At 71.4% G+C, this 13,172-nt stretch carries 10 protein-coding genes; 6 read left to right on the top strand and 4 right to left on the bottom strand.

All coding sequences use genetic code 11. The features are described from left to right. Positions 1-8: 8 nt before the first annotated feature. On the bottom strand, positions 9-1,847 hold the full coding sequence (gene ilvD, locus VYL96_RS09305; protein ID WP_061914424.1) for a dihydroxy-acid dehydratase: 1,839 nt from the start codon (positions 1,845-1,847) through the stop codon (positions 9-11). Positions 1,848-2,032: 185 nt separating this feature from the next. On the opposite strand from ilvD, the gene VYL96_RS09300 reads away from it, so the two are divergent. Further along, entirely contained in the window at positions 2,033-3,469 is a 1,437-nt protein-coding gene (locus VYL96_RS09300) for a YhgE/Pip domain-containing protein (RefSeq protein ID WP_232303025.1), read from the top strand. Here VYL96_RS09300 and VYL96_RS09295 read toward each other — a convergent pair. Then, entirely contained in the window at positions 3,365-3,799 is a 435-nt protein-coding gene (locus tag VYL96_RS09295) for a PH domain-containing protein (protein ID WP_082767816.1), read from the bottom strand. The two genes, VYL96_RS09300 and VYL96_RS09295, sit on opposite strands and share 105 nt — an antisense overlap. A gap of 282 nt (positions 3,800-4,081) precedes the next feature. Here VYL96_RS09295 and VYL96_RS09290 point away from each other — a divergent pair, with 282 nt between their 5' ends. From VYL96_RS09290 to VYL96_RS09275, 4 genes are all read left to right on the top strand, one after another. Then, positions 4,082-5,977: an acetolactate synthase large subunit gene (locus VYL96_RS09290; RefSeq protein ID WP_083961657.1), complete on the top strand. Its 1,896-nt coding sequence runs from the start codon at positions 4,082-4,084 to the stop codon at positions 5,975-5,977. Beyond that, complete coding sequence (ilvN, locus tag VYL96_RS09285; protein WP_061914416.1) at positions 5,974-6,480, top strand: acetolactate synthase small subunit; 507 nt, start codon at positions 5,974-5,976, stop codon at positions 6,478-6,480. The genes VYL96_RS09290 and ilvN overlap by 4 nt, the downstream gene beginning before the upstream one ends. A gap of 54 nt (positions 6,481-6,534) precedes the next feature. Beyond that, positions 6,535-7,548, top strand: coding sequence for a ketol-acid reductoisomerase (gene ilvC, locus VYL96_RS09280; RefSeq protein ID WP_061229706.1), 1,014 nt, complete (start codon positions 6,535-6,537; stop codon positions 7,546-7,548). A gap of 77 nt (positions 7,549-7,625) precedes the next feature. Next, positions 7,626-9,263 (top strand): hypothetical protein, encoded by a 1,638-nt coding sequence (locus VYL96_RS09275; RefSeq protein ID WP_061914414.1) that lies wholly within the window; start codon positions 7,626-7,628, stop codon positions 9,261-9,263. Positions 9,264-9,303: 40 nt separating this feature from the next. On the opposite strand, the gene VYL96_RS09270 is transcribed toward VYL96_RS09275, so the two are convergent. Both VYL96_RS09270 and VYL96_RS09265 read right to left on the bottom strand, forming a co-directional pair. Continuing rightward, positions 9,304-10,788, bottom strand: coding sequence for a phytoene desaturase family protein (locus tag VYL96_RS09270; protein ID WP_165928510.1), 1,485 nt, complete (start codon positions 10,786-10,788; stop codon positions 9,304-9,306). After that, positions 10,785-11,372, bottom strand: coding sequence for a hypothetical protein (locus VYL96_RS09265; protein WP_061914412.1), 588 nt, complete (start codon positions 11,370-11,372; stop codon positions 10,785-10,787). The genes VYL96_RS09270 and VYL96_RS09265 overlap by 4 nt, the downstream gene beginning before the upstream one ends. Positions 11,373-11,578: 206 nt before the next feature. On the opposite strand from VYL96_RS09265, the gene serA reads away from it, so the two are divergent. Next, positions 11,579-13,171 (top strand): phosphoglycerate dehydrogenase, encoded by a 1,593-nt coding sequence (gene serA / locus VYL96_RS09260; protein WP_007627150.1) that lies wholly within the window; start codon positions 11,579-11,581, stop codon positions 13,169-13,171. Position 13,172 lies beyond the last annotated feature (1 nt).

Below are 13,172 nucleotides of genomic sequence, written 5' to 3'. Positions count from 1 at the left end.
ATCCGCGATCAGTCCGGCAGGATCCGGACGGCGCCCTTGTCCGCCGACGACGCCATCGAGGCGTACGCGCGCAGGGCGGTCGAGACCTTCCGGTCCCGGTTCGCAGGCCGCCACGGTAGCGGTCCCTTCTCCTCCCGGCGGCGGGCCAACTCGTCGTCGTCCACCTCCACCGAGATGGACCGCGTGGCCACGTCGATCGTCACGATGTCGCCGTCACGCACCAGGCCGATCGGGCCGCCCGAGGCGGCCTCGGGCGCGATGTGGCCGATCGACAGCCCCGAGGAACCGCCCGAGAACCGACCGTCGGTGATGAGAGCGCACTTCGTGCCGAGGCCCGCGCCCTTGATGAACGCGGTCGGGTGCAGCATCTCCTGCATCCCCGGGCCGCCGGCCGGCCCCTCGTACAGCACCACCAGGACCTCACCGGCCTGCAGCGTCTTGTTGAGGATCACCGACACCGCCTCCTCCTGGGACTCGACCACCCTGGCCGGACCCGAGAAGTGGAAGTTCTCCTCCGACACGCCCGCGGTCTTGAACACCGACCCGTCGGGCGCGATGTTCCCGCGCAGCACGACGAGGCCGCCCTCTGCGGTCGCGGGGTGCTCCACCGAGTGGATGCAGCCGCCCACCGCGTCGGTGTCGAGCGACTCCCAGCGGTTGTCCGTGGAGAAGGGCTCGATCGTGCGCACCCCGCCCGGGGCGGCGTGGAACAGCTCGACGGCCTTCTCGGTGGCCGTGCCGCTGCGGATGTCCCAGTCGGCGATGTACTGCTCGAGCGACGGGGAGTGCACCGAGTGGACGTCGGTCTCCAACAGGCCACCGCGGTACAGCTCGCCGAGGATCGCGGGGATGCCCCCGGCCCGGTGCACGTGCTCCATGTAGTAGTCCGAGTTCGGGGCGACCTTGGCCAGGCACGGCACCCGGCGGGAGACCTCCTCGATGTCGTGCAGGTCGAAGTCGACCTCGCCCTCCTGCGCGGCGGCGAGGATGTGCAGCACCGTGTTGGTGGAGCCACCCATCGCGACGTCGAGGGCCATCGCGTTGGTGAAGGCGGACTTGGTGGCCACCGAGCGGGGGAGCACCGAGTCGTCCTCGTCGCGGTAGTAGCGCGTGCACAGGTCCACGATGAGGCGACCCGCCTCGGCGAACAGCTCGCGGCGCGCACTGTGCGTGGCCAGCGTCGAGCCGTTACCCGGTAGGGACAGCCCGAGGGCCTCGGAGAGGCAGTTCATCGAGTTGGCGGTGAACATGCCCGAGCACGACCCACACGTCGGGCAGGCCGATCGCTCGATGGCGTCCAGATTCTCGTCGTCGACGGCGGAATTCGCCGAGGCGGAGATCGCGGTGATGAGGTCGGAACCCGCCTTGACGACGCCGTCGACGACCACCGAGAAGCCCGACTCCATCGGACCGCCCGAGACGAACACCGTGGGGATGTTGAGCCGCATGGCCGCGTTGAGCATGCCCGGCGTGATCTTGTCGCAGTTGGAGATGCACACCAACGCGTCCGCCGTGTGGGCGTTGACCATGTACTCCACCGAGTCGGCGATGATCTCGCGGCTGGGCAGCGAGTACAGCATGCCGGCGTGTCCCATGGCGATGCCGTCGTCGACGGCGATGGTGTGGAACTCACGCGCCACGCCGCCCGCCGCCGCGATCTGCTCCGCGACAATCTCGCCCACGTTCTTCAGGTGGACGTGGCCGGGCACGAACTGCGTGTAGGAGTTGGCGATCGCGATGATCGGCTTGCCGAAGTCAGAGTCCGTCATACCGGTCGCACGCCAGAGGGCCCGGGCCCCCGCGGCGTTGCGTCCGGCGGTACTGGTTCGTGACCTCAGGGGCGGCATGGGACCTCGATCCGGTTCGAAGGAGAACGGGCGGCCGGAGGGGCTGCACCCGCAGGGCGTTCCGGACGCGCCGACGGCGGCGCCCCGGACTGGCCGTGACCTCCCCACGATACGCCCCGGTGCGGGTTTACTCTTCTCACGGTCGGCCGCCAGGCCCGCCCGCCCACGACGAGAGGGGGATGGACATGAGCGACTCCGGCCACACCGGCGGGATCCGGGAGTTCGTCTCGCACTCCGCAGGGGCCGTCGCGGTCGTCTGCGGCCTGTTCTTCCTCCTGGCCTTCATGTACATCGGCGGCACCGCGGACCCGCAGGCCCACGCCCGACACATCCCTGTCGCGGTCGTGAACGAGGACGAGGCGGCGACGCTCGAGACCCCGGTCGGCCCGCGACGGATCGACGTCGGCACCCGCATCACGGCGGGGCTCATCCAGAACAACGACTGGGGAACCGTCCGGCTGCACATGGTGGACTCCGCCACCGCGGAGGCCGGGCTGCGGGACGGTACGTACTTCGGCGCTCTGCGGATACCCGCCGACCTCAGCGAACGGGTCGTCGGGCTGGTCGAGGCGGCCGCGACGGAGGCGGGTCGGAGCGGGCCGGTGCCGGGCCGCGCCCGCGTGGAGATGCAGTACTCACCGCGGGTGTCGATCGTCTCCGGCCAGGTGATGAACACGATGGCCGACCGGATGCGGGAGTCGTTCCGGGAGCGTGTCGGGCCGGGTCTGGTGGAGGACGCCCAGCTCCTCGCCGGGGCAGAGGGCGGGACGGTCGACGCGGCCGCGGAGCTCGCGCTCGGCGACCCGATCCGGGTCGACGTCACGGCGTGGAACCCGTTGCCGGCGGGCGTCTCCAACGCGTCGCTGCCGATGTTCTACGCGCTGGTCGTCATCCTGGCCGGGTTCACCGGCGCGATGATCATCTCCGCGCTGTTGGACGCCCGGCTCGGGTTCATCCCGCTGGAGATCGGGCCGTTCGCCCATCACGTCCACGTGGCGCCGTTCGGTCGGGTCCAGACTCTCGTACGGAAGTGGGCGGTCACGCTGGTCACCGCCCCGCTGGTGTCGGCTCTGTGCCTGTGGGTGGCGGACATCCTCGGCATCAGCGGGTACGACCCGTGGCACATGTTCTGGTTCTCGAACCTCGTGATCGTGGCGGTGGGGGTCTGCGCGCACACCATCATCGCCGCGATCGGCAACGCCGGACTGCTGGTCAACCTCGTGCTGTTCGTGGTGCTCGGGATCCCCACCTCGGGTGGGGCGACGCCCACGCAGATGCTGCCGCCCGTCTTCGTCGCCATCGGCGACCTGCAGCCGATGCACCAGGCATATCTCGGCCTGCGCGCGATCATGTTCTTCGACTCGGACTGGGAGGCCGGGCTCGGTCACGCCGTGTGGGTGCTCGGCGCCTGGACGGTGGGCGGCCTCGTGGTGGGCATCGCGGTCACCCTCGTGTACGAGCGCATGGGGATGCGCCGACAGGCCGTGGCCGACCGGGTGCCGGCCGGCCGGGGAGGATCAGGGCTGCTCGGGTCCGGGCGCGGAGTAGGGGTCGCGGATGCGGCCCCGGCTGGCGGCGGACAGGCGCGGAAGGTCGTGGAACGACACGCCGCCCATCGGTAGGGAGTCGTCCGAGGTCGTCACGAGCCGGGCGAAGCCCTTCTTCGGGAACATCACGCCCTTCACCTCGTCCCACGGGACCGAGCGCCGGGAGCGCCAGGTCGACAGGTGCACTCCGCGCTCGTCGAGCCGGGTGCGGGTCCTGGCCACCCACCAGGCGAAGGCCACCGGGATCAGCACCAGCCAGCCGAGGGCGAGCGGGTAGGCCGCGACGGGCCAGAGGATCGCCACGACGAGGATGGCGATGACGATGTAGGACATGGGGTTGACGCGGAAGAGGGCGCGGTCGCGCGGGGTCGACTCCGGCACGGGGGCTCTGAATGGGGCGCTCATGATGTCCTCTAGTCTCGCACGGTCCACTATGTGGGATCGGTGTTCCACGAGTTGACGCTTCGGACGGCCGGGGCCTAGTCTGGGCCGCGTGAACACCTGGAACGGTCTCGTACTCGGCCGGCGCGTCGGCGCCTGAGCCGCAACCTGGCTTTCCCCCGACGCGCACCCTCGCCGGCCCCATGTGGCCGTCGGGGGTTTTTTGTTGCCAGGTTCCACCGGTCCCACCGGACCGGGTGAGGCGACGAACGACAAGCTCCACGACCAGCATGAAGGACAGTTGAAGTGAGCGCACCAACGGCACAGCCCGGACCCCGTCCGGGCACAGACCAGAAGGCCCGCCCGGCGGCCCCCGAGCGGATGACGGGCGCGCAGGCCGTCGTCCGGTCCCTCGAGGAGATCGGCACCGAGGTGGTCTTCGGCATTCCCGGCGGGGCGATCCTGCCGGTCTACGACCCGCTCTACGACTCGGCCAAGGTCCGGCACGTGCTCGTCCGGCACGAGCAGGGTGCGGGCCACGCCGCCACCGGTTACGCCCAGGCCACCGGCCGGGTCGGCGTCTGCATGGCGACCTCGGGGCCCGGTGCCACCAACCTGGTGACGCCGCTCGCGGACGCACAGATGGACTCGGTTCCGGTCGTGGCGATCACCGGCCAGGTGGGGACCTCCCTCATCGGCACGGACGGCTTCCAGGAGGCCGACATCTCCGGCATCACGATGCCGATCACCAAGCACAACTTCCTGGTCTCCCACGGCGACGACATCCCGCGGATGATCGCCGAGGCGTTCCACATCGCCCAGACGGGCCGTCCGGGTGCCGTGCTGGTGGACATCCCCAAGGACGTCCTCCAGGGCGAGATGACGTTCTCGTGGCCGCCGGAGATGAAGCTCCCCGGCTACCGGCCCGTCACCAAGCCGCACGGCAAGCAGATCCGCGAGGCCGCCCGGATGATCGCGCGGTCGACGCGACCGGTGCTGTACGTCGGCGGCGGCGTCATCAAGGCGGACGCCTCGGCGGAGCTCATGGCGCTGGCCGAGCTGACGGGCATCCCCGTCGTCACCACGCTCATGGCCCGCGGGGCGTTCCCGGACTCGCACCGGCTGCACTACGGCATGCCCGGCATGCACGGCACGGTCGCCGCGGTCGCCGCGCTGCAGCGCTCCGACCTGCTGGTGACGCTCGGGGCGCGCTTCGACGACCGGGTCACGGGCCGCCTCGACACGTTCGCGCCCGACGCGAAGGTCATCCACGCGGACATCGACCCGGCGGAGATCGGCAAGAACCGTGCGGTCGACGTGCCGATCGTCGGCGACATCAAGGAGGTGCTGGTCGAGCTCGTCGAGACGCTCCGCGGTGAGCGGGAGTCCGGGGCACTGGACGCGCCGTCCGCGTGGGTCGGCGAGCTGGACGAGATCCGGGACGAGTACCCGCTGGGGTACGCGCCGCAGTCGGACGGGTCCCTGTCGCCGGAGTACGTCATCGAGCGCCTCAGCGCGGCCGCCGGCCCCGACGCGGTGTACTGCGCGGGCGTGGGGCAGCACCAGATGTGGGCGGCCCAGTTCGTCAAGTACGAGAAGCCACGCACGTGGCTCAACTCGGGCGGCCTCGGCACTATGGGCTACGCGGTGCCCGCCGCGATGGGCGCCAAGTTCGGCCGTCGGGACGCCGAGGTGTGGGCCATCGACGGCGACGGCTGTTTCCAGATGACCAACCAGGAGCTGGCCACCTGTGCCATCGAGGGTGCGCCGATCAAGGTCGCGCTCATCAACAACGGCAACCTCGGCATGGTCCGGCAGTGGCAGACGCTGTTCTACGAGGAGCGCTACTCGCAGACCGACCTGTCGACGCACTCCATGCACATCCCCGACTTCGTCAAGCTCGGCGAGGCGCTGGGCTGCGTGGCGCTGCGCTGCGAGCGGGCCGAGGACGTGGACGACGTGATCGCCAAGGCGCGCGAGATCAACGACCGGCCGGTGCTCATCGACTTCATCGTGGGCAAGGACGCCCAGGTCTGGCCGATGGTCGCGGCCGGGACGTCCAACGACGAGATCATGGCGGCCCGGGACATCCGGCCGCTGTTCGACGACACCGACTCCGCGGCGGACGAGGCCACGGAGATCCACGAGGTGACCGAGCGGATCGACGCCGCCGTCATCGCCGGCCAGGAGGAGGATCAGTGAGCGCGCGTTCCCACACCCTGAGCGTGCTGGTGGAGGACAAGCCCGGCGTGCTCGCGCGCGTCGCGTCGCTGTTCTCCCGGCGCGGGTTCAACATCGAGTCGCTGGCCGTGGGCCCGACCGAGACCGTCGGGTTGTCCCGCATGACGATCGTGGTCAACGTCCAGGACTTCCCGCTCGAGCAGGTGACCAAGCAGCTCAACAAGCTGGTCAACGTCATCAAGATCGTCGAGCAGGACCCGGCCGGTTCGGTGGCCCGCGAGCTCACGCTGGTCAAGGTCCGGGCCGACGCCACCAACCGCGGGCAGATCGTGGAGATCGCCAGCCTGTTCCGTGCGCACATCGTCGACGTCTCGCCCGAGTCGCTCACGCTCGAGGCGACCGGCACGCCGGACAAGCTCGACGCGCTGTTGCGAATGCTCGACGGCTACGGCATCCGCGAGATCGTCCAGTCCGGGATGGTCGCGCTCGGACGCGGTCCCAAGTCCATCACCACCACTCGATAGTCTCGACCAGTAACCCGGTTTCGACTTACCGATAACAAACGAAGGGAATCCACCATGGCAGTGGAGATGTTCTACGACGATTCGGCGGACCTGTCGCTGATCCAGGGCCGCAAGGTCGCCGTCATCGGCTACGGCTCGCAGGGCCACGCGCACTCGCTGAGCCTGCGCGACTCCGGTGTCGAGGTCGTGATCGGCCTGCGCGAGGGCTCCAAGTCCCGCGAGAAGGCCGAGGAGGCCGGCCTCAAGGTCATGACCGCGTCCGAGGCCGCCAAGTGGGCCGACGTCGTCATGCTGCTCGCCCCCGACACCTCGCAGGCGCAGATCTACGCCGACGACATCGAGCCCAACCTGAACGACGGCGACGCGCTGTTCTTCGGCCACGGCCTCAACATCCACTTCGGCCTCATCAAGCCGGCCGAGAACGTCACCATCGCGATGGTCGCGCCGAAGGGCCCCGGCCACCTCGTGCGTCGTCAGTTCGTCGACGGCAAGGGCGTCCCGGCGCTCATCGCCGTGCAGCAGGACCCCAAGGGCGAGGGCGAGGCGCTCGCGCTGTCCTACGCCAAGGCGATCGGCGGCACCCGCGCCGGCGTCATCAAGACCACCTTCAAGGACGAGACCGAGACCGACCTGTTCGGTGAGCAGGCCGTGCTGTGCGGAGGCACCGAGGAGCTCGTCAAGACGGGCTTCGAGGTCATGGTCGAGGCCGGGTACGAGCCCGAGCTGGCCTACTTCGAGGTGCTCCACGAGCTCAAGCTCATCGTGGACCTCATGTACGAGGGCGGCATCGCCCGCATGAACTACTCGGTGTCCGACACCGCGGAGTTCGGCGGCTACCTCTCCGGCCCGCGCGTCATCGACGCCGGCACCAAGGAGCGCATGAAGGAGATCCTCGCGGACATCCAGAACGGCGAGTTCACCAAGCGCCTCGTGGCCAACGTTGAGGGCGGCAACAAGGAGCTCGAGGCGCTGCGCAAGGAGAACGCGGAGCACCCGATCGAGGTCACCGGCCAGAAGCTGCGCGACCTCATGAGCTGGGTCGACCGTCCCATCACGGAGACCGCCTGAGTGTTGCGGAAGCATCTCGTGTGAGGCCCCTGTAGGGTCCACCGGGATCGATTCCCGACAACTTTAGGAGGACCGCCGTGCGTCACATCAACCGAGGTGTGGGTGCGGCGGTCCTCGCCTTTTCCCTGGCCGCCACGACGGTGGCCTGTGGGTCGACGGAGGACGGTGACGCCCCGGGGATGCGGGCGGTCGAGGCGGACGGGGTCCGGATCGCCACCGACGCCGACGGCTCGGGTGTGGAGGCCACGCGACTGCTGGTGGAGTCCGCGCCGGTGGTCGTGGTGGCCGCGCCGGACGAGGCCGCCCAGGCCACCGCAGCGTCGGTCGCCGTGGGCCTGCGCGCCCCGATGCTCACCGCCGTTCCGGGCGGCGAGGCGGGCCTGGCCGACGAGGTGTCGCGACTCGGCGCCGAGCGGGTGCTCCGGGTCGGCGCGGTGTCGTTCGGATACGACGACGGCGAGGTGGTCGATTCCCCGACCGACCGGCCGGGGCTCGAGGAGCTGACCGGGATCACCTTCGATTCCGAGCTGGAGGTCCCCGGCGACCGGATCGACGACGTCACGGTCCACCAGTCACCCGGCGCGCCGGCGCTGATGACGATCGGCGGTCCGAACACCGCGGGCGGCGGCGCGGATGCCGCCGGAGGCGGCGAGGGTGCGGCAGAGCCGTTCGAGCCGGGTGCACCCGCATGGGACGGCGACGACGCCCCGAGCGTGCTCGTCCACGACCGGACCCCCGTCGCATCGATCGCGACGGCCGTGGCCGCGGGTGCGGCGGTGTCCCACCTCCGGGCACCGGATCCCCGGGTCGACGGCGGGTCGGTCGAGGCAGTGCGGGACGCCGACGCGGTCTACGCACTCGGCCCCGGGTGGGGGACCGAGCAGGAGCTCGGCGATCGCGTCGAGACCGCCCGCACGGTGCCCGAGCTCCCGGGCGGCGGGCAGCTCATGTTCCCCGGGCGTCGCTTCGTGGCCGCCTACGGCTCGCCCATCACCCCTGCGCTGGGCATCCTCGGCGAGCAGGGCCCCGCCGAGAGTGTGGCGCGTGTGCAGACTCTGGTCGACCAGTACCAACCCTTTTCGCCGGAACCGGTGGTCCCGGCGTTCGAGATCATCGGGACGGTCGCCGCGGGCGGACCGGGAGCCGACGGCAACTTCACCAACGAGTGGGACCCGGAGATCTTCGTCCCGCTCGTCGACGCGATCACCGAGGCCGGCGGGTACGCGGTGATCGACCTGCAGCCGGGGATGGCCGACATGGTCGACCAGGCGAAGATCTTCGAGGACCTGCTGCGCCGGCCCGGCGTAGGGCTGGCGCTGGACCCCGAGTGGAAACTGAAGCCGGGCCAGCAGCCGGGCGCGCAGATCGGGTCGGTGGACGCCGAGGAGATCAACCGGGTGATCCACTGGCTGGCGGACCTGACCCGCGACAGCGGGGGACCGCAGAAGCTGCTCATCCTCCACCAGTTTAGCATGGCCATGATCAGCAACCGCGACCGGATAGACACCTCCCGCGCGGAGGTGGCGATCGCCCTGCACGCGGACGGCCACGGCACGCCGCAGCTCAAGATGGAGACGTGGGACGTCCTGCGCAGCGGGCTCTCTCCCGACATCTGGATGGCCTGGAAGAACTTCTACGACGAGGACACGCCCACGTTCACGCCCGAGCAGACGATGGCCGTGCGGCCGCGCCCGTGGTTCGTGTCCTATCAGTGACCCGGCAGACCTGCCCGAGGTGACGTCGCCGGCGAGGTGGTCAGCGGCCGAGGATCCGGTCCGCCACGTGCCGGCCGGCCATCCCGTGCACGCCGGGCCCGGGCGGCGTGGAGCCCGAGGCGTGCCAGACGCCGGGGACGGGCGTGGCGAACGGGTCGACCCGCGGCACCGGGCGCGCGACCAGACCCCGCAGGTCCACCCGTCCCGCCGCGATGTCCCCGCCGGCGTTGTTGGCGTTGTGTTCGGCCATCCGGTCCGCGGGCGTGCAGTGGGTGGCGAGTACGACGTCGCGCACTCCCGGTGCGACCTCCTCCAGCGCGGCGAGCACCTGCTCGGTCTGGTCGCGGCCGGAGTAGGCGGGGACGTGGGCGTAGGTCCACAGTGGCCGCCGGCCGTCCGGGGCGATGCGGCCGGGGTCGGTCACCCACGGCTGCGAGACGAGGATCATCGGGCGCTCGGCGTGGCGGCCGGCGGCCACCTCGCGCTCGGCGACGGCCAGCGCCTGCGAGTCCCCGCCCAGATGAACGGTGCCCGCCCGGGCGAGGCGCTCGTCCCGCCACGGCACAGGGCCCGATAGGACGAGGTCGACCTTCGCGGCCGCGCCGCCCATCGGCGCCTCCATGAGCTTCCGTGCGCGGCGCGCAACGGCGGGTGACGGCGATGACGCCAGCAGGATCCGGCCGAGGATCCTCGACGAGGTGTTGAACACCACGTCGCGGGCGTCGAGTCGCGCGAGCGAGTCGACGGTGACGCCCGTGTGGATCTCGCCCCCCGCGTCCCGCACGGCATCGGCCAGGGCAGCCGTGATCGCGCCGCTGCCGCCGACGGGCAGACCCCATCCGCGCGGGGAGTGCAGCAGCGCGCCCAGGACGAGCCCGACGCCCGTCGCGGCCGGGGACGTCAGCGGGGTGATGGCGTGGGACGAGATACCGGACAGCAGCGTCCGGCCGTCCGGGCCGAGAGGATCGGCGACCCCGCCGCGGGGATGCGCCCGCAGGAAGGCGCCGGCGAGCGCCGCCGTCGCCGCCACGGGCGGGATCGAGCGCTGATCGGACAGGGCGGCCGCGACCACGTCCTCGGCGCGGCGGCCCAGCGGGCCCATCACGCTCCACCACCGGTCGGCCTCCTCGCGCGAACCCAACCCCTCGGCGAGGGTCGCGGGGGAGGGGCCGGACGGCACGACGATCGCGTCCCGGCCCGGCAGGGCGTGCCCGAGCTGCACCGCGGGCACGGCCAGCTCGACGCCGTGGGCCGCCAGGTCGAAGTCGCGGAAGAACGGCGAGGCCCCCGCCATCGGGTGCACGGCCGAACAGGGGTCCACGAACAGGCCGTCGGCGAGATCGTCCGGGATGTCGCCGGCGACGTCGGACATCGGCAGAGTCCGGCAGCCGCCGCCGATGGTGTCCTGCGCCTCGAGGACCACGACCTTCCGCCCGGCACGCGCGCACATCACGGCCGCCGCCAGACCGCTCGGGCCCGAGCCCACCACGACGACGTCCGCGCGCACGATCCCGGCGGCGCTCACCCGAAGACCGCCAGGCCGTAGGTGCGGCGCAACTGTTCCAGTAACTCCTCCTGCGCCCGGGCCTGTTCCGCGAGACCCCGCAGCAGCCGGCCGGTGTCGTGGACGCCGAACTCGTCGTCGTCGTCACCGCCGGGCGCCGGGTCGTCGGCGACCCACGACGCCGCGAGCAGCTCCCACATCGAGCGCTTGGCCACCACCAGGGTGCGGAGCGTCTCCAGGACGGCGAGCCGCGCCAACGGATCGCGCAACACCGGTCCCACGGGCAACGCGGCGAGCGTCACCACGGACGACGCCCTGAGGAGTCCGCGACCCGGCGCGCCCCACGGCGACAGGCGCCGCAGCAGAGCCGCGGCGGTGTCGATCTCCCGGTCGAACTCCGCGCGCAGCGGCACCAACCGCACGCGGTCGGCCGGCTCCACGGCGCTGATACAGCGGTCGAGGATGCTGCGGCCCACGGCCGCGCCGTACAGGTGCGCCCGCAGATACGTCGCCACCGCCGTCGCGCCCCGCGCCGGCGCCACCACCGGCAACCACGGGTCAGGGAATCGGACCGGGGACGGTGTCGACCGGGGGCTGCGGGGCATCAGGGCTTTCCGTTCGTCGCGCGGCGGTGTGCTCGTCGGTGTGTTCGTCGGCGTGCCCGTGCCACGACGGCGGCCGGATGGGGCGCGACCGTCGGGCCGGACTCCCCGCCACGGTAGGCGGCCCGGGCCGCACCGGCCACTGATCGACGGCGGTGACAGGTGGCCTAGACTGGCCCTGACCGTTTTGACACCGAGGAGATCCCACTGTGACAGCATCCGGACGTCCCGTCGTCCTCATCGCCGACAAGCTCGCCCAGTCGACCGTCGACGCGCTCGGCGACGCCGTGGAGGTCCGCTGGGTGGACGGCCCGGATCGTCCGAAGCTCCTCGAGGCCGTCGCCGACGCCGACGCCCTGCTCGTGCGCTCCGCGACGACCGTCGACGCCGAGGTGCTCGCCGCCGCGCCCAACCTCAAGATCATCGGCCGCGCCGGCGTGGGCCTGGACAACGTCGAGATCCCCGCCGCCACCGAGCGCGGCGTCATGGTGGTCAACGCGCCCACCTCCAACATCCACTCGGCCGCCGAGCACGCCGTCGCGCTGCTCATGGCCGCCTGCCGCCAGATCCCCGCCGCCGACCGGACGCTGCGCGAGCACACCTGGAAGCGCAGCTCCTTCAACGGCGTCGAGCTGCTCGGCAAGACCGTCGGTGTCGTGGGCCTGGGGCGCATCGGGCAGCTCGTGGCCCAGCGCCTGGCGGCGTTCGAGACCCACATCATCGCCTACGACCCCTACCTGCCGGCCGCCCGCGCGGCGCAGCTGGGCATCGAGCTCGTGGACATCGACGAGCTGGTCTCCCGGGCCGACATCATCACGATGCACCTGCCCAAGACCAAGGAGACCGCCGGCCTGTTCGACGCCGCGCGTCTCGCCCGTGCCAAGGACGGCGTCGTGATCGTCAACGCCGCCCGCGGCGGCCTCATCGTCGAGGACGCCCTCGTCGACGCCCTGAAGTCCGGCAAGGTCCGCGCCGCCGCGCTCGACGTGTTCGACACCGAGCCCTGCACCGACTCGCCGCTGTTCGAGCTCGAGAACACCGTCGTCACCCCGCACCTGGGCGCCTCCACCGCCGAGGCCCAGGACCGCGCCGGTACGGACGTCGCGCGCAGCGTCCTGCTCGCGCTCCGCGGCGAGTTCGTGCCCGACGCCGTCAACGTCTCCGGCGGCCCGGTCGGCGACGAGGTCGCCCCCTGGCTCGACCTCGTCCGCAAGGTCGGCCTCATTGCCGGCCACCTGTGCCCGGGCGTGCCCACCACCGTCAACGTCGAGGTCGCCGGCGAGCTCGCCGCCGAGCAGGTCGACGTCCTCGGCCTGGCCGCCCTGCGCGGCCTGTTCTCCGCCATCACCGACGAGCCGGCCACGTTCGTCAACGTCGGCCAGATGGCCGAGCAGCGCGGCGTCACGCACTCGGTCGAGACCCGCAGCGAGTCCAAGTCCTACCGCAGCACGGTCACCGTCACGGCCGTCGCGGCCGACGGTTCCACCGGGAAGGTCACCGGGACCCTCTCGGGCCTGGACCAGGTGCAGAAGATCGTCCGGATCAACGAGCGTGGCTTCGATCTGCGCGCCCAGGGCCAGAACCTCTTCGTCCACTACTCCGACCGCCCGGGTGTGCTCGGCAAGGTGGGCTCGATCCTCGGCGGCGAGGGCATCGACATCCAGGCCGCCGCCCTGAGCCAGGACGCCACCGGTGAGGGCGCGTCGCTCATCCTGCGCGTGGACCGTGCGGTCGCCGAGCCGACGATCGACCGGATCGTCTCCGACCTCGGCGCCACCGCCACCCAGATCAACCTCGACTGAC

Source organism: Dietzia maris, assembly GCF_036287335.1.
In the GTDB taxonomy this organism is placed as follows: Bacteria; Actinomycetota; Actinomycetes; order Mycobacteriales; family Mycobacteriaceae; genus Dietzia; species Dietzia cinnamea.
This window is presented reverse-complemented; position numbering and strand designations above follow the sequence as displayed.

Bases quoted from the DNA above. Each gene is read 5' to 3' on its own strand.
- VYL96_RS09265 (WP_061914412.1), bottom strand. From the start codon at position 11,372: ATGCCCCGCAGCCCCCGGTCGACACCGTCCCCGGTCCGATTCCCTGAC.
- VYL96_RS09295 (WP_082767816.1), bottom strand. From the start codon at position 3,799: ATGAGCGCCCCATTCAGAGCCCCCGTGCCGGAGTCGACCCCGCGCGAC.
- ilvD (WP_061914424.1), bottom strand. From the start codon at position 1,847: ATGCCGCCCCTGAGGTCACGAACCAGTACCGCCGGACGCAACGCCGCG.
- ilvC (WP_061229706.1), top strand. From the start codon at position 6,535: ATGGCAGTGGAGATGTTCTACGACGATTCGGCGGACCTGTCGCTGATC.
- VYL96_RS09300 (WP_232303025.1), top strand. From the start codon at position 2,033: ATGAGCGACTCCGGCCACACCGGCGGGATCCGGGAGTTCGTCTCGCAC.